Origin of the sequence: Mycobacterium sp. UM_11, from assembly GCF_001414075.1 — a bacterium.
Taxonomy (GTDB): Bacteria; Actinomycetota; Actinomycetes; order Mycobacteriales; family Mycobacteriaceae; genus Mycobacterium.
Genome location: NZ_LATC01000060.1, coordinates 1 through 16,258, shown reverse-complemented (window position 1 = coordinate 16,258; position 16,258 = coordinate 1). Strand labels below are relative to the sequence as shown.

Sequence of the window (16,258 nt, the reverse complement as noted above, 5' to 3'; positions counted from 1 at the left end):
GCGCACCGGGAACTAGATGCCAGACCCCGGGTTGAGGATGCCCTGCGGGTCGAGGGCCTGCTTGATGCGCCGGTTGAGATCCATCACCTCGGGCCCGAGGTAGCCGGCCAGCCACGGCCGCTTGAGCCGGCCGACGCCGTGCTCGCCGGTGATCGTCCCGCCGAGCCCGACGGCGAGGTCCATGATCTCGCCGAAGGCGAGGTGGGCCCGCTCGGTCATCGCGGCATCCGCGGGGTCGTACACGATCAGCGGGTGCGTGTTGCCGTCGCCGGCGTGCGCGATCACCGAGATCGTCAGGTCCCGCTCGGCGGCGATGCGAGCGATGCCGGTGACCAGCGCGCCCAGCGCCGGCAGCGGCACCCCGACATCCTCGAGGAGCAGCGACCCCTTCGCCTCCACCGCGGGGATGCAGAACCGGCGGGCGGCGACGAACGCCTCGCCCTCGTCGGGATCGTCGGTCGAAAACACCTCCGTCGCACCGTTTTCCGCGAACACCGCGGCCATGATGGCGGCGTCCTCGCTGCCGGCCCGCCCGCGCTCGTCCGACCCGGCGACCAGCATGGCGGCCGCCCCGCGGTCCAGGTCCATGCGCAGGGTGTCCTCGACGGCGTTGATTGCCACCGAATCCATGAACTCCAGCATCGACGGGCGCAGCCGCGCGGTGACCCCGAGCACCGCATCGACGGCCGCCTCGACCGTGGCGAAGCCGGCCACCACGATGCTCGACGCGTTCTGCTTGGGCACCAGCCGCAGCGTGACCTCGGTGACGACGCCCAGCGTGCCCTCGCTGCCGACGAACAGCTTCGTGAGGCTAAGGCCTGCAACGTCTTTCAAGCGCGGACCGCCGAGCCGCACCGCCGTGCCGTCGGCCAGCACCACCTGCATGCCCAGCACGTAGTCGGTGGTGACGCCGTACTTCACGCAACACAGGCCGCCGGCGTTGGTGGCGATGTTGCCGCCGATGCTGCAGATCTCGAACGACGACGGATCGGGCGGATACCACAGGCCGTGCTCGGCGACCGCCTGCTTCACCTCCGCGTTGAACAGCCCGGGCTGGCACACCGCGGTGCGGGTCACCGGGTCGACGGTGATGTCGCGCATCTTCTCCGTCGACAGCACGATGCCGTCGTCCAGCGCGGTGGCCCCGCCGGACAGGCCGCTGCCGGCGCCCCGGGTCACCACCGGGACCCCGTGGGCGGACGCCCAGCGCAACACGGTCTGCACGTCCTCGGTGCGCCGCGGCCGCACCACCGCCAGCGGTTTGCCGGCCGACGGATCGAAGGCGCGGTCCTGACGGTAGCCCTCGGTCACGGCCGGGTCGGTGACGACCATCCCGTCGGGCAGGCCGGCGATCAGCTCGGCCAGGACGTCAGCACTCACGACCCGATCCTACGGGCCCGTCCGCGCTGTACAGTTGACCGATCCTGGAAGGGGCACGGTGTTCGGACGCAAAGATCTCAGCAAAGTCGGCACCCGTGCGATCGCGGACGTCCTGGCCGCCGAGCAGTCGGCGATCTCGGTCACCGTGGGCAACCCGAACCTGGTCAACAACACCGAGGTTCGCTGGAAGCTGCTGCTGCGGGTCACGCCCGAGGGCGAAGCGCCGTTCGAGGCCAGCGTCACCGCGCTGCTACCTCAGCTGAGCCCGCCGCGGCCGGGTCTGAGGCTGGCGGTGTTGTTCGACCCGAAGGACCACAGCCGCGTGCAGCTCGACCACCGGCCGGTCGCCACGGCCGACGCGGCCATCGACGCCGTGACGGCGGCCCGCCCCGACCTGGCGGGCGCCCAGGTCATGGGCATGCCGATGACCGACGTCATCCGCCGAGCCATCGCCGACCCCACCGCCTTCCGCGACGAGATGATGCGCCGCGGCGCCGAGATGCAACAGCAGGCGCTCGGCGCGATGCAGGCGGCGCAGGCCCACCAGAGTGCGGACCCGGTCGATCGGCTCGAGCGGCTGGCCGCGCTGAAGGACGGCGGACTGCTCACCGACGAGGAATTCGAGCAGCAGAAGCGCAAGATCCTCGGCGAGTGACGGATCACCGCGGGGAATCCGCGGCGACTTCCGGCGCGCGGTCCAGCTCCCGCAGCGACGGCAGGCCGCAGGCGATGAGGCCGACCAGCAGGATCGGCACCGCCAACGCCAGGAACGTGGCCCGCAGCCCGGCGGCGTCGGCCAGCGGACCCGCCACCAGCAACCCCAACGGCCCGGCGGCGTACATCAGGCCGGTCATCACGCCCACCACCCGGCCGCGCAGATGCTGCGGGGCCCGGGTCTGCATAACGTAGTTGTAGATGGGCTGGATCGGCCCGTAGACCAGGCCAGTGACCCCGCAGAGCACCAGGATGACCGGCAACGGCGGCAGGAACGCGATGCCGACCGTCGCCGCGCCGAAGGTCAGTGTCGCGGTCAGCACCGCCGTGCGTCGCCGGGTGTGTTTCGACAGTGCCGCGTAGCCGAGCGCGCCCGCCACGCCGCCGACCCCGAGCGCCATCAGCGCCCAACCCAGCTGCGCCGGTTGGTGGTGGTCGGAAAAGTATTTGGGAAACAGCACGCTTTCCATCGGCAGGTACAGCGCGGTCACGACCAGGTCGATCAGGCCCAGTGTGCGCAGCACTCGCAGGTTCCAGACGAATCGCAGGCCCTCGGCGATGCCGGACACCAACCCCTCGGGCCGGGTCGCGTGGTGTGGCCTGCCGGCGCCCTCGAGCCGCAGCACCGCGACCGCCAGGAAGGACAGCCCGAACAGCCCGGCGGTCACCCACATCGTGTTGATGCCGCCCACCGTGGCGATCATCAGACCGCCGATGCCCGGGCCGACGATGTACGCGAGGTTGAGAATCGCCTCGTAGATGCTGTTGGTGCGGTCCAGTGACCAGCCGGCGCGGGCGGCGGCCTCCGGCAGCATCGACTGGCGCGCCGTCGTGCCGGCCGGGTCGAAAGCGGCGGCGAGAAACGCCAGCACGGCCAGCTCGACCAGGTTGATCGCGGCCGACCCGAAAAACCAGGCGGTCAGCGGCACGGCGGCCACCGCCGCGCAGGACAGCGCATCGGAGACCAGCGAGACCCGGCGGCGCCCGAAGTAGTCCACCGCGGTCCCGGCGACCAGCGTGGCGACCACCAGCGGGAGCGTCATGCAGGCGGCCACGATCGACGCGTCCTTGGCGCTGTCGTGGTGCTGCAGCGCCAGCCACGGGAACGCGACGATCGAGATGCCGGTACCCGCAGTCGCCGTCAGCGTGGCGAACAGGATGAGGAACGTCGGGCCGCCGCTTTTCATGGGATATCGCGGCTGAATCTAGCGCCAAGGCGGTATTGGCGGCGACCGATTTTTTCCGGCTACTGCAGGATGTTCATGTGCTCGCCCACCCTCGTACCGGTCAGGCCTTCGATTCCCCGGTGGTTCCCGGCAGCGGATGGCCGGGGGATCCGGCCACCCCGCGGACCCCGGTGGCGGCCGACGCGGCACAGGTCGCCGCGCTGGCGCCGCACGTGGCGTCGATCGCCGAACTCGACGCCCTGATCAGCGTGTGCCGGGCCTGCCCGCGGCTGGTCGACTGGCGCGAGGACGTGGCCGTGCTGAAACGCCGCGCCTTCGCCGACCAGCCGTATTGGGGCCGGCCGGTGCCCGGCTGGGGGTCCGAGCGGCCCCGGCTGCTGATCGTGGGGCTGGCGCCCGCCGCGCACGGCGCCAACCGCACCGGGCGCATGTTCACCGGCGACCGGTCCGGCGACCAGCTCTACGCGGCGCTGTACCGGGCCGGGCTGGTGAACCAACCGACCAGCGTGGACGCTGCGGATGGGTTGCGGGCCAACGGGGTTCGCATCGCGGCGCCGGTGCGGTGCGCGCCCCCGGCCAACGCCCCGACGCCGGCGGAGCGGGACACCTGCTGGCCCTGGCTGGAGGCCGAATGGCGGCTGGTGGCCGAGCACGTGCGGACGATCGTCGCGTTGGGCGGCTTCGCCTGGCAAATCGCGCTGCGGCTGCCGGGCGCGACCGCGATGCGCAAGCCGCGGTTCGGCCACGGGGTGGTGGCGCAATTCGCGCCCGGTGTGCGGCTCCTCGGCTGCTACCACCCCAGCCAGCAAAACATGTTTACCGGTAGGTTGACACCAGCAATGCTCGACGACGTGTTCCGCGACGCAAAGAGGCTGGCAGGTATCAAGTGACCGACGTTCTGATTTCCGGCGCCAGTGTGGCCGGTGCGACGGCGGCTTATTGGCTTGGACGGCATGGCTATTCGGTCACCGTGGTGGAGCGCCACGCCGGGCCGCGGCCGGGCGGTCAGGCGATCGACGTGCGCGGGCCCGCGCTGGGGGTGCTGGAACGCATGGGCCTGCTGGCCGCCGCCCAGAAGCGCAAGACGCAAATTCGGGGCGCTTCCGTCGTCGACCGCGACGGCAACGAACTGTCCCGCGACACGGAGTCCACCCCTACCGGAGGGCTCATCGACAACCCCGATATCGAGCTGCTGCGGGATGATCTGGTCGAATTGCTTTACGGCGCAAGCCAATGGACGGCCGAATACATCTTCGACGACACCATCACGGGTTTGGACGACGACGGGGAGGCCGTCAACGTCACCTTCGAACGCGCCCCCGCGCGCAGCTTCGGCTTGGTCATCGGCGCCGACGGATTGCACTCCAACGTGCGCCGGTTGGTGTTCGGCCCCGAGGAGCAGTTCATCGAGCGGCTGGGCACTCACGCGGCGATCTTCACGGTGCCCAATTTCCTCGACCTGGACCACTGGCAAACCTGGCATTACGGGGACGCCACCATGGCCGGGATCTACAGCGCGCGCAACAACACCGAGGCGCGGGCCATGCTCGGCTTCATGGACGCCGACCTGCGGATCGACTACCGCGACACCGCGGCGCAGTTCGCCGAGCTGGAACGGCGGATGGCCGACGACGGGTGGGTGCGTCCCCAGCTGCTGGAATACATGCGCAGCGCCCCCGATTTCTACTTCGACGAGATGTCGCAGATCAAAATGGATCGCTGGTCCAAGGGCAGGGTCGCGCTGGTCGGCGACGCCGGATACTGCTGCTCGCCGTTGTCGGGCCAGGGCACCAGCGTCGCCCTGCTGGGCGCCTACATTCTCGCCGGCGAGCTGGCGGCCGCGGGTGACGACTACGAACTCGGGTTCGCCAACTACCACAAGGAGTTCAACGACTACGTCAAGCGCAACCAGTGGCTGGTGGTCGACAACATCCCGGGCGGGGCGCCGATACCGCAGGAGGTCTTCGACCGCATCGTCAGCTCGATAACCCTCAAGGACTACTGACAGCCCTTCGGCCGAGCAGACGCAAAATCACCCGCCACGCCGCGCGGGCGTGCGATTTTGTGTCTGCTCGCGCCACCGAGCCGGGAACGTTCGCGAGCCGAAGGGCGTTGACGCCAACGTGCGACTTTCCGTCCTTGATCTGGTCCCGGTGCGCACGGACCAGACGACCGCCGACGCGCTCGCGGCGACCGTGCAGCTGGCGCAGGCCGCGGATCGGCTGGGTTTCACGCGGTACTGGGTCGCCGAGCACCACAACATGCCGTCCGTCGGCGCCACCAGCCCGCCGGTGCTGATCGCCTACCTGGCCGCGCAGACCACGCAGCTGCGGCTGGGGTCCGGCGGTGTGATGCTGCCCAATCACGCGCCGCTGGCGGTGGCCGAGCAGTTCGCGCTGCTGGAGGCCGCCGCCCCCGGCCGCATCGACCTGGGCATCGGCCGGGCGCCCGGCTCCGACCCCGTCACGTCATACGCCTTGCGGGGGAGTCGCGGCGACGAAGACATCGAGCGCTTCCCCGATTACCTCGACGACGTCGCGGCGCTGATGAGCGCGCGCGGCGTGGTGGTGCCGCTGCGCTCGGGGGACTACCGGCTCAAGGCCACCCCAGCGGCGGCCGGCGAGCCGCGGCTGTGGCTGCTGGGCTCGTCGATGTACTCGGCGCACCTGGCCGCCGCCAAGGGGCTTCCGTATGTGTTCGCACATCACTTCTCCGGCAACGGAACCGAGGAGGCCCTCGAGGTCTACCGGTCCCGGTTCAAGCCGAGCGCCGTCGCGGCCGAGCCGGTGACATTCCTTACCGTCAACGCCGCCGTGGCCGAAACCCGGGACGAGGCAACGGCTTTGATGTTGCCGAACCTGCAGATCATGGCGAAGCTGCGCACCGGCCAGCCCCTCGGGCCGGTGCCGCTGGTCGAGGAGGCGCAAGGCGCGGAGCTGACGCCGCAGCAACAGCACATCGTGGAAAGCGGGCTGCGACGCGCGGTCCTGGGCACGCCGGCCGAGGCCGCCGAACAGCTGCGGGCCCTTGCGCAGCGGTTCGACGTCGACGAGGTGATGGTCAACCCGGTCGCCTCGGCCCGCCGCGGCACCGACCCGGCCACCGGGCCGGCGCGGGTGGCGACCCTGGAATTGCTGGCCAAGGAACTGTTCTAGTCCGTCACGGCGGACCGGTCGGGATCGACATCCTCGGCGGCCGACATCCGGCCGGTGATCCAGCGCCGCAGCTCGTCCGGCGGCAACGGCGGACTGTGCACGAAGCCCTGGGTGATGATGCGGCCGTAACGTCGCAGCGCGCGCAGCGTGGCCTCGTCCTCGACCCCCTCGGCGACCAGATCGGCGCCCAGGTTCTGCGCCAGGTCCACGGTGGACTCGACGATGGCGACCGATCGGGGGTCCTGCGCCAGCCGCGCCACGAATCGCCGGTCCAGCTTGAGCTCGTCGACCGACACGTCCTGCAGGCGGGCCAGCGACGACCATCCGGTGCCGTAGTCGTCCACCGAAATGCGAACCCCGAGAACCTGCAGGGCGGCGACGGTGTTGCGGGAGCGATCCGAGTCGACCAGGGCGCTCTCGGTGATCTCGATGATCAGTGCGTCGGCCGGCAAACCGTGAGTGCGCAGCAGCCGTTCGATGGTGACCGCGAGGTCGAGGTCGAGCAGGTTGGTCGTCGACAGGTTGACCGCGACCGCCAGCGGGATCCCCCCGTCGCGCCAGGAGCGAATCTGCTCGAGCGTGAGGTTGATGGTGCGGTTGGCGACCGTGCGCATCAGGCCGGCGCGTTCGGCGGTCGGCAGGAATTCCTCGGGCAACAGCAGGCCGCGGGTCGGGTGTTGCCAGCGCAGCAGCGCCTCGACGCTGTGAACGCTCCCGTCGGCCGCGTTGACCTTGGGCTGGTAATGCACCGTCAGTTGGTCGCCGTCGATCAGCGCGGCGCGCAGCTCGCGAACCAGGTTGGGATCGTGGTCGCGATCCATCTCGAAGGAGGACTCGTACACCGCGATCTTGCTGATCGCGGACTTGGCGTGCGGGATCGCCGCCTCGGCGCGATTCAACAGCTCCTGCGGATGGTCGCAATGGTCGGGGTACAGCGCGATCGCGATGCAGGCTTCGATCTGCACACTGATCGCATCCAACTCGAACGGGATGCTCATGCCTTCGAGCAGCCGGCCCGCCTGGCCGCGCGCGGCGGCCAGGTCCGACCCCTCGCCCAGCAGGATCGCGAATTCTTCGTCGCTCACCCGCGCGAGCAGATCGTCGCGACGGGCGTTGTGCGTGAGTCGGTTTGCGATGTGCCACAGCAGCTCGTCACCGAAGTGGCGGCCGACGGAGTCGTTGATCTCCCGGAGCCTGTGCAGGTTCAGCAACAGCAGCGCGCGGCGCGACGACGCCTTGCCCGGCGACGCCGACGTCGACAGCGCGGTCAGGGCGGTCGCCAGCGAGCGACGATTGGGCAGGGCGGTCAACTGGTCCGTCATGGCCTGCTTGTGGCTTTCGGCCAGCAGGCTGACGTCCCGGAAAGTCACCGAGAACCGCGCGGCGACCGCGACGAGGCTCAGCGCGGCCAGGGTCGAGGCGAGCCGCGAATTGTGCCCCAGGACCGCGACGCCTAGCGCGACGACGGTGCACGTCACCGGCACCGCGTAGGAGGCGAGGCCGCGCCGCGGCGTCGGCGCCGCCGACGACCAGCGCGCCCAGCTGGCGATCGCCACCAGCAGCGACGACGCCGGCCAGAGCGCGTCCAGCGTGGTGCCCACCCGGTACGAGCCCGCCGAAGTCTCGAAGAGGTAGGCGGTGTCCGCGATCGCGAAACCCACCAGCCCGGCGACGAGGAAGGCCCAGCGAAATTCGTTGCGCCAGCCCAAAAGTGGCAGCATGCCGACGGCCAGGGCCAGCAGCACCAGATCACCCCACGGATAGACCAGACCCACCAGCACGGTCGCCGGCACCCGGGCCGCGGCGGCGTGCATGGGTCCGGCCCGCAGCGCCGCCCCCACGGCCGCCACGGCCAACGCGCAGACCAGGGAATCGAGGCGGATGGGCATCGGCACCCGCCGCAGGTGCGATCGCATCAGCAGCAAGATGCCGGCGAAGACGAACGGATAGAACGCCAGGTATTCCGGGTCCGCGACCGATGGGGATTGGCCGTTGGGCACCCACACCGCGTAGACGACGTCACCGAGCGCCGAAACTGCCATGCCGGCGGCGATCAGCGACCACGCGAGCCGGTCGGCCCTGAGTCGGTACGCGCGGACGGCGATCAGCGCGGCCGCCAGCAGGTTCAACGCCGAATACAGGGATTTGGCGAAGAAGACGCTGTGGCTGGCGTTCGGGAAGAGGAGGCTGGTCACGGTGAACGAGACGACACCAATTGCCAAGACGGCCAAGGCAATCCGGATCGGCGTCGGTGGCCACCGAATGCCGTCGATACTGTCGGGCGGTTGCGCCGGTCTTGGCGTCGCCACCTCGACGACCCGCCTGAGCGCCGGCTCGGTCCCGGCCTCCGCGAGCCCGGCCGCCCCCTCGGCCGGTTCGGTGTTCTGGGCCGTCGCGAACGAGTACGCGAGCGGAAGGTCGGGCACGAAGCTGCGAACGCATTGCCCGCCTTCGCGTTTCGCCGTGTACATGGCCAGGTCCGCGTGGCGCAGCAGTTGTTCGACGTTGCAGTCCGTCCCGGCGGCGGCCACCGTGAAGCCGACGCTGGGTCGCACCGGGATCGGGACGCCGTCGATCACGATCGGGCTGTCGAACGCCTTGAGCACTCGTTCCGCCGCGGCCTGCGACTCCTCGACGGAACCCTCCAACAGCGCGGCGAATTCGTCGCCGCCGAGGCGAGCGGTGACGCACTCGCCGTCCAGGACGGCGGTGAGCCGCCCGGCGACCTGAACCAGCAATTCGTCGCCGGCCGGATGGCCGAGGGCGTCGTTGACCGATTTGAAGTCGTCAAGGTCCAGGCTCAACACCCCGATGGGCGCGGGCTCCCGACTCCGGCGGGCGACGGCCTCTTCCAGCCGCTGCAAGAAATAGGCGCGATTGGCCAGACCCGTCAGGCTGTCGCGAAACGCCTCCCGCGCGACCTCGGCCAACAGGCTCTGGTTCTCCCTCAACACCACGAGCTGCCGCGCGAGCACCGCCGCCACCAGAACCCCGAGCGCGAACAGCAGCGGCCCGTGCGCCATGTAGCCCACCGCGCGGCCCAAGCCGACCGCGGAGGCCAGCAGCAGGGGCAGGTAGGGCAACCACAGGCGGGTTCGCGACCGGATCTCCTCGGCGCGCGACGTCGGCAGCGGCGACTCATTGACGCTGGCCAGCGCGGCCATCGCGATCATTCCCAACCCGGCGACCCGGCCCAGGTCGACCAGGTCGCTGACCTGATAGCTACCGATACCCGTCTTGAAGACCATGGCGATGTCGGAGACGCTGATCGTCGCGACGCCGCCGGCCAGCAGGTTCCGGCTCGGGATGTCGCCGGAAACGCCCCGCGCCAGCAGCAGGATCGCCATGGTCAGCAGGACGACGTCGTTGAACACCTCGGCGACCGTCGTCACCCGCGACCCGGTGTCCTCGCTGAGCTGCTTGTCGAGCACGAACACCCACGAGACCACGAACAGCGACGTCGCCACGATCAGCCCGTCCAGCACCAGTCGCCGCGGGCTGTTGCGGGACACGCGCGACAACAGCACCAGAGCCGCGATGGCGCCGAACGGCCACAGCAGCAGCACGATCTCGGCGGCGGCGGGGTCCGTGGCGTGCGCGACCCTCGGCCGCACGTCGTAGACCGCCCAGATGACCTCCCCGACCGCCCAGCCCAGCAGGGCCGTCACCATCGCCAGCCAGCCGTACCGCTGGCGGCCGGTCGCGGCGCGCGCCGCATGCCCCGAGCACGCCGCCCCGAACAGCAAACAAATCGCGAGGGCGATCTCGTCGACCGGCCGGGTCGCGTACGCCCCCTCCCAGCCGGCGACGGAGGAGGCGACCACCAGCGCGGCCGCGAAACTGTACGTAGCGGCGTGCAGCCATCCGAGGCGTGCGGAAACCCCGAGCCGCCGCCAGGGATTTCCCGCCCAGGGTTTCATGCCCGCTCCAGCCGATCCCGCCGTGCGGTGAGCTAACTGTTCACCGCGTGCTAGTGGAGAATAAACCTCCACGCTGGCTTCGGGTCAGCGCCGCGTCAGGACCACGACCGGAATCGGCCGCGAGGTCTTGCTCTGGTAGGCCTTGTACCGGTCGCCGTTGTTCTTGTTGACGATCTGCCACAGCCGCGCGTAGTCGGGGTCGTCCGGCAGCACCGGCCGGGCCGTCACGGCGAAACGCTTGGGGCCGACGTTGATCTCGACGTCCGGATTCTTGCGCAGGTTGTGATACCAGCCGGGTGCGCGCGGGTCGCCCCCCTTGGACGCGACGATCAGGTAGTCGTCGCCGTCGCGGGCGTAGGTGAGCGCCGCCGTTCGGGCCTGGCCCGTCTTGGCGCCGACGGTGTGCAGCAGCAGGCTCGGTATCAACAGCATGCGGTGACCGATCCAACCGTTCGTCTTGCGATAAACGTTGTCGTGCACACGCAGAATCTGGGGCAGTAACCCTTGCTCGACCCAGGACGGAAGCGCCATTCGCCCAGTATTACTGGCTGGCGTCGATGCGGGCCAGTGCCTCCCGCAGGATGCGCCCGGTGGCTTCGCGGTCGGGGTCGCGCCGCAGCAGCATCCCCTTGGCGACCGAGAGCTTGTCGCCGTTGCGGCGGGGCAGGACGTGCAGGTGGATGTGGAATACCGTCTGGAAGGCGGCGCTGCCGTCGTTGATGGCGATGTTGGTCGCGTCGGCCAATTCGGTCGCGCGGGCGGCGCGGGCGATCCGTTGGCCGATGGTGATCATGCCGGCCAGCGTCTCCGGCGGCGTATCGGTCAGATCCACGCTGTGCCGTTTGGGGATCACCAGCGTGTGTCCGCGGGTGAAGGGGCGGATGTCGAGGATCGCCAGGAAGTCGTCGTCCTCGAAGATCCGGATGGCCGGGGCCTCCCCGGCGACGACCGCACAGAACACGCAGGACATGTCGCCCACGGTACTGGCTGGCCCGAAGCGGGGGATACGCTGCCGCAGTGGACGCTCGCGACGTTGCCTTCGCAGGCGCGGCCGCCCAGGCGCGGATGCTGGCCGACGGTGAACTGACGGCGCCCGAGCTGCTCGAGATCTACCTGGACCGGATCGCGCGGCTGGACAGCCAGCTGCGCTGCTACCGCGTCGTTCTCCCCGACAGCGCGCGCTATGAGGCGGCCGCCGCGCAGGAGCGGCTGGACGCGGGCGAGCGGCTGCCGCTGCTCGGGGTTCCGATCGCGATAAAGGACGATGTGGACGTCGCCGGCGAGGTGACGACGTACGGCAGCGGCGGGCACGGGCCGGCGGCGGCCTCCGACGCGGAGGTGGTGCACCGGCTCCGCGCCGCGGGTGCCGTCATCATCGGCAAAACCAACGTGCCCGAGCTGATGATGTTCCCCTACACCGAGTCGCTGACCTTCGGTGCCACCCGCAACCCGTGGAACCTCAAGCGCACGCCGGGCGGCAGCAGCGGCGGAAGCGCCGCCGCGGTGGCCGCCGGGCTGGCTCCGCTGGCGCTGGGCTCCGACGGCGGCGGCTCCATTCGCATTCCGGCGATCTGGTGCGGCCTGTTTGGCGTCAAACCGCAACGCGACCGGGTCTCGTTGGAGCCGCACGACGACGCCTGGCACGGCCTGAGCGTCAACGGTCCGCTGGCCCGGTCGGTGCTGGACGCCGCGCTGTTCCTCGATGCGACGTCGACGGTGCCGGGGCCCGAGGGGGAGTTCGTCGCCGCGGCGACGCGCGAGCCCGGAAAACTGCGAATTGCCTTGAGCACCAAGTCGCCAACGCCGCTGCCGGTCCGGGTAGGCAAGCCGCAGCTGACGGCGGTCGAACAGGCCGGCGCGTTGCTGCGCGATCTGGGCCACGAGGTGATCACCGCCGACCCCGACTATCCGCCGTCGGCGATCATGACCAATTACCTGCCCCGGTATCTGCGCGGCATCAGCGACGACGCCGATTCGCTGGCCCACCCCGAACGTCTCGAAGCGCGTACCCGCAACGTGGCGCGCGCCGGTTCCTTCTTCTCCGACCGGCGGATGACCGCCCTCCGCGACGCGGAGCCCGCGGTGAACGCCCGGATTCAGTCGATCTTCGACGACGTCGACGTGGTCCTCACGCCGGGCAATGCGACGGGCCCCTCCCGCATCGGTGCCTACCAGCGCCACGGTGCGGTGTGGACCCTGCTGGCGGTGGCGCAACGCGTTCCCTACCAGCAGGTCTGGAACCTGACGGGGCAGCCGTCGGCGGCGGTGCCGTGGGACTTCGACGGGGACGGCTTGCCGATCGCCGTGCAGCTGGTGGGCCGGCCGTACGACGAAGCCACGCTGTTGTCGCTGGCCGCGCAGATCGAATCCGCCCGGCCGTGGGCCCACCGGCGACCGCCGGTCTCATAGGGTGATCGTTTTCCACGCCGCCAGCTTGGTGGCCGGCGCCACCGCGTGCGCCGGGCTGGTCGACGGCAACCTCCGATAGTCGACCCGCTCGTTGGGCTCAGCCAGCCGCCGGTACAGCTCGGCGGCCTTGGCGCCGTTGAAGTACACCCGCGCGATAGCGGGGTACCGCGCGAACAGTCCGCGGAAGTCGTTGACCGCCAAGCTTTTCGGCTCGATCGCCGAGTCCGCGCTGCCGCGTCGGCGGCAGGCGCGCAGCACATCCCACAGGGCCACCCCGGCCGACTGGAGCGCGGCCAGCCGCGTCTCGTAGGCCGCCGCCGTGTCGAACCCGAACAGCGCACCGGTGATCGCCCAGAACGCATTTCGCGGATTGGCGTAGTACTGACCCACCGCCAGGGATTGGGCGCTGGGAAACGAGCCCAGGATCAGCACCCTGGCGTGTTCGTCGACGACCGGCGGGAATCCTCGCAACAGCGGCGCGCTCACGAGTCGATATTCTGCCGCCGACCCGCTTCGCCCGGCTGCGCCGCGCTCGCGATCGACTCGGCATTCTGTCGAACCGCGGTGCCCGTTGTACGTTGGCCGGGTGGAGGACGGGGCCGAGGCCAACATCGACGATCTGCTCGACGGGCTCGAGGGCAGCGCCCGCGCCGAGCGGGCGGAATTGGTGCGGTGGCTGCTCGAGCAGGGCATCAGCCGCGAAGAGATCCGGGCAACCAACCCACCCCTGCTGCTGGCCACCCGCCACCTCATCGGCGGCGACGGAACCTACGTCTCCACCCGCGAGATCAGCGAGACGTACGGCGTCGACCTGGCGCTGTTGCAGCAGGTGCAGCGCGCCATCGGCCTGGTGCGGGTCGACGACCCCGACGCGGTGGTGCACATGCGCGCCGACGGCGAGGCCGCCGCCTTCGCCCAGCGGTTCGTCGACTTGGGCCTCGACCCCGAGCAATTGGTGCTGGTGGTCCGGGTGCTCGCCGAGGGCCTGTCCCGCGCCGCCGAGGTCATGCGGTACGCCGCCCTGTCGACGATCATGCGGCCGGGCGCCACGGAGCTCGAAATCGCCCAAGCGTCAAAGGCTTTGGTCAGTCAGATCGCGCCGATGCTCGGCCCGATGATCCAGCACATGCTGTTCATGCAGCTGCGCCACATGATGGAGACCGAGGCGGTCAACGCCGCGGAGCGCGCCGCCGGCCAGCCGCTGCCGGGGGCCCGCCAGATCACCGTGGCTTTCGCGGACCTCGTCGGCTTCACCCGGATCGGCGAGGCGGTGTCGGCCGAGGAGCTGGGGCACCTGGCCAACCGGCTGGCCGTCCTCGCGCGAGACATCACCGTGCCGCCCGTGCGGTTCGTCAAGACGATCGGTGACGCGGCGATGTTCGTCTGCCCCGACCCGCTGCCCATGCTCGACGTGGTGGTGAAGCTCGTCGAGGCCGTCGACAGCGACAACGATTTCCCGCGGCTGCGAGCGGGCGTGGCTTCCGGCATGGCGGTGAGCCGGGCGGGCGACTGGTTCGGCAGCCCGGTCAATGTCGCGAGCCGGGTCACCAATGTGGCGCGCCCGGGCACCGTCCTCGCGGCGGACTCGGTCTGGGAGACGATCGGCGACACCGGCGAGTTCCACGGGTCGTTCGCCGGCGCGCGCCGCCTCAAGGGCATCAAGAACGAGGTGAAGCTGTTCAGGGTTCGCCGGGGCGACGGGTCCAACGGCGGCGATTGAGCCGGGGACCCCGTACACATGGGCAGGCCCGGACGACTCTGGGGGCGTGTGACTCCGTCATGCGCGGGTCCTACGCGGCCGGTTTTCTACCCTGACTTCCGGCGCTTGGAATTGGTCGTTTCCGGGCCTGCTTCGCTACCAAAAATACAACTTCCCACAGCCCATATCAACGGGTTCTCCGCACCTGAAAGCGCCTTTTTGCGCGCCGTCGAGCCGGCGCGCGGACGCCACGACGCACGGGGCGGCGTTCGCCCGGGGTGAACGCCATTCCATTGTGTCTGTAACGGTGTAATCATGTAATCATGAAATCGCATCACACCCACGGGCGGCGCTACGGCCGCCCCGGCGGCTGGCAGCAAGCCCAGCAACCCGACGCCAGTGGCGCCGCCGAATGGTTCGCCGGGCGGCTGCCCGAAAGCTGGTTCGACGGCGACCCGACGGTCATCGTCGACCGCGAAGAGATCACCGTCATCGGACGGCTGCCCGAGCCCCAGGGCTCGGATAAGGAGGAAACCGAGGCCCGCTCGGAAGGGCGCGCGTCGCGGTTCCGCGAGGAGACCCGTTCGGAGCGCATGCGCATCGCCGACGAGGCGCAGGACCGCTACGGCCGCAAGGTGTCCTGGGGCGTCGAAGTCGGTTCCAAGGCCGGCGCGGAGCGAATCCTGTTCACCCACATCGCGGTTCCGGTGATGACCCGATTGAAGCAGCCGGAGCGGCAGGTGCTCGACACGCTGGTCGACGCGGGCGTCGCCCGCTCCCGCGCCGACGCGCTCGCATGGTCGGTCAAGCTGGTCGGCGAGCACGCCGAGGAATGGCTGGCCAAGTTGCGCAGCGCCATGTCGGCGGTCGACGATTTGCGCGCGGAGGGACCCGACCTGCAGTCGTAACCCGAAGCGCCAGCGGGGCTTTGAATTCGCCGCGCTAGCCGTTGTCGATCTTGGCGACGATCTTGTCGACGATCTGGGTGCCCTGATCGCTGATGTGATACCCGCAGGCGTTGATGTCGACGATGACGTTGTTCGCCGTGCCCATCGCGCGCTGGCACTCCCAGCCGTCGGCGCCCTCTTGGGTGTCCAGCACGGCGATCTTCGGCGGCGCGCCCTGCAGCTGCGCGAACGTCCACCGATAGGTCTTGCCCTTGTTGGTCACCGTCACCGTCTTGCCCGCGCAGCCCTTCCACTTCTCCGCCGAATTCTGCAGGAAGGCCTTGGCTTTGTCGGCGGACGGGAACAGGACGACGGCCTGGTTGACCCAATGGTCGTAGTTGTCGCCGGGCTCGGACGACACCAGCCCGCTCACCGCCGAGTAACCGGTGCCCGCATACACCGGGCTCTGGGTGGTGTAGAGCGCTCCCTGGCAGTCGGGCTGTGACACCGTCAGTGCCGAAGTGTCCATCGCCTGAATGGGTTTGCCGGGCTCCATGGTCGAGGAGCTCATGACGGAGTTGATGTCGGAAGCGCCGAGCAACAGCGCGCTGAGGCGCTCGGCGGGTATCGGGTCGGGTGGCGGCACCGGCTTGGGCCGCACGAGAAGCCAGATGCCCACGGCGCCGGCGACCAAGACGAGCACCCCCGCGAGAGCGGCGACGATGGGCCAGGGGCTGCGGCGTTTGGGTGGGGGTTGGTTCCAGGCGGGGGCGCCGGTGAACGGTTGCGGGGTCTGCGGCGGCGGTGTGCCCCAATTGGCGTTGGGGGCTTGGTAATAGGGCGGCGGGGTGTGGCTGGCCGCCGGAATCGGACCGCTCTCGGGCCGCCACTGCGGCGCCCCCTGACC

General features: G+C 70.0%; 14 protein-coding genes. 7 read left to right on the top strand and 7 right to left on the bottom strand.

Annotation, left to right across the window (positions count from 1 at the left end):
* Positions 1–12 precede the first annotated feature (12 nt).
* On the bottom strand, positions 13–1,380 hold the full coding sequence (locus WU80_RS15870) for an FAD-binding oxidoreductase (protein WP_055403714.1): 1,368 nt from the start codon (positions 1,378–1,380) through the stop codon (positions 13–15).
* 58 nt (positions 1,381–1,438) lie between these two features.
* Here WU80_RS15870 and WU80_RS26130 point away from each other — a divergent pair, with 58 nt between their 5' ends.
* A complete protein-coding gene (locus WU80_RS26130) occupies positions 1,439–2,035 on the top strand; it encodes an SHOCT domain-containing protein (protein WP_055403715.1) in 597 nt (198 codons plus the stop codon).
* A gap of 4 nt (positions 2,036–2,039) precedes the next feature.
* Here WU80_RS26130 and WU80_RS15860 read toward each other — a convergent pair whose 3' ends face one another.
* Positions 2,040–3,281, bottom strand: coding sequence for an MFS transporter (locus tag WU80_RS15860; protein WP_055403716.1), 1,242 nt, complete (start codon positions 3,279–3,281; stop codon positions 2,040–2,042).
* A gap of 62 nt (positions 3,282–3,343) precedes the next feature.
* On the opposite strand from WU80_RS15860, the gene WU80_RS15855 reads away from it, so the two are divergent.
* The 3 genes from WU80_RS15855 to WU80_RS15845 all read left to right on the top strand — a co-directional run bounded on the left by WU80_RS15855 (position 3,344) and on the right by WU80_RS15845 (position 6,436).
* A complete protein-coding gene (locus WU80_RS15855; RefSeq protein WP_055403724.1) occupies positions 3,344–4,171 on the top strand; it encodes a uracil-DNA glycosylase in 828 nt (275 codons plus the stop codon).
* On the top strand, positions 4,168–5,286 hold the full coding sequence (locus WU80_RS15850; RefSeq protein ID WP_055403717.1) for an FAD-binding protein: 1,119 nt from the start codon (positions 4,168–4,170) through the stop codon (positions 5,284–5,286). The genes WU80_RS15855 and WU80_RS15850 overlap by 4 nt, the downstream gene beginning before the upstream one ends.
* Before the next feature lie 118 nt (positions 5,287–5,404).
* Positions 5,405–6,436, top strand: coding sequence for an LLM class flavin-dependent oxidoreductase (locus WU80_RS15845; protein ID WP_055403718.1), 1,032 nt, complete (start codon positions 5,405–5,407; stop codon positions 6,434–6,436).
* Here WU80_RS15845 and WU80_RS15840 read toward each other — a convergent pair.
* From WU80_RS15840 to WU80_RS15830, 3 genes are all read right to left on the bottom strand, one after another.
* Positions 6,433–10,356, bottom strand: a complete 3,924-nt coding sequence (locus WU80_RS15840) for a bifunctional diguanylate cyclase/phosphodiesterase (RefSeq protein WP_082459883.1) — start codon at positions 10,354–10,356, stop codon at positions 6,433–6,435. The genes WU80_RS15845 and WU80_RS15840 overlap by 4 nt on opposite strands.
* An 84-nt stretch (positions 10,357–10,440) precedes the next feature.
* Positions 10,441–10,887 carry a nitroreductase family deazaflavin-dependent oxidoreductase gene (locus WU80_RS15835; protein ID WP_055403719.1) on the bottom strand — a complete coding sequence of 149 codons (447 nt, stop codon included), beginning with the start codon at positions 10,885–10,887 and terminating at the stop codon, positions 10,441–10,443.
* A gap of 10 nt (positions 10,888–10,897) precedes the next feature.
* Positions 10,898–11,326: an HIT family protein gene (locus tag WU80_RS15830; RefSeq protein WP_055403726.1), complete on the bottom strand. Its 429-nt coding sequence runs from the start codon at positions 11,324–11,326 to the stop codon at positions 10,898–10,900.
* A gap of 47 nt (positions 11,327–11,373) precedes the next feature.
* Here WU80_RS15830 and WU80_RS15825 point away from each other — a divergent pair, with 47 nt between their 5' ends.
* Entirely contained in the window at positions 11,374–12,765 is a 1,392-nt protein-coding gene (locus WU80_RS15825; RefSeq protein WP_082459884.1) for an amidase, read from the top strand.
* On the opposite strand, the gene WU80_RS15820 is transcribed toward WU80_RS15825, so the two are convergent.
* Positions 12,760–13,251, bottom strand: a complete 492-nt coding sequence (locus WU80_RS15820) for a DNA-deoxyinosine glycosylase (RefSeq protein WP_055403721.1) — start codon at positions 13,249–13,251, stop codon at positions 12,760–12,762. The two genes, WU80_RS15825 and WU80_RS15820, sit on opposite strands and share 6 nt — an antisense overlap.
* 100 nt (positions 13,252–13,351) lie before the next feature.
* Here WU80_RS15820 and WU80_RS15815 point away from each other — a divergent pair, with 100 nt between their 5' ends.
* Positions 13,352–14,485: an adenylate cyclase regulatory domain-containing protein gene (locus WU80_RS15815; protein ID WP_082459885.1), complete on the top strand. Its 1,134-nt coding sequence runs from the start codon at positions 13,352–13,354 to the stop codon at positions 14,483–14,485.
* 302 nt (positions 14,486–14,787) lie between these two features.
* Complete coding sequence (locus tag WU80_RS15810; RefSeq protein ID WP_055403723.1) at positions 14,788–15,372, top strand: hypothetical protein; 585 nt, start codon at positions 14,788–14,790, stop codon at positions 15,370–15,372.
* Positions 15,373–15,406: 34 nt separating this feature from the next.
* On the opposite strand, the gene WU80_RS15805 is transcribed toward WU80_RS15810, so the two are convergent.
* The coding region (locus tag WU80_RS15805; RefSeq protein ID WP_197285993.1) for a sensor domain-containing protein at positions 15,407–16,258 on the bottom strand (852 nt) is incomplete at its 5' end.

Bases quoted from the DNA above. Each gene is read 5' to 3' on its own strand.
- WU80_RS15860 (WP_055403716.1), bottom strand. From the start codon at position 3,281: ATGAAAAGCGGCGGCCCGACGTTCCTCATCCTGTTCGCCACGCTGACG.
- WU80_RS15840 (WP_082459883.1), bottom strand. From the start codon at position 10,356: ATGAAACCCTGGGCGGGAAATCCCTGGCGGCGGCTCGGGGTTTCCGCA.
- WU80_RS15835 (WP_055403719.1), bottom strand. From the start codon at position 10,887: ATGGCGCTTCCGTCCTGGGTCGAGCAAGGGTTACTGCCCCAGATTCTG.
- WU80_RS15830 (WP_055403726.1), bottom strand. From the start codon at position 11,326: ATGTCCTGCGTGTTCTGTGCGGTCGTCGCCGGGGAGGCCCCGGCCATC.
- WU80_RS15810 (WP_055403723.1), top strand. From the start codon at position 14,788: ATGAAATCGCATCACACCCACGGGCGGCGCTACGGCCGCCCCGGCGGC.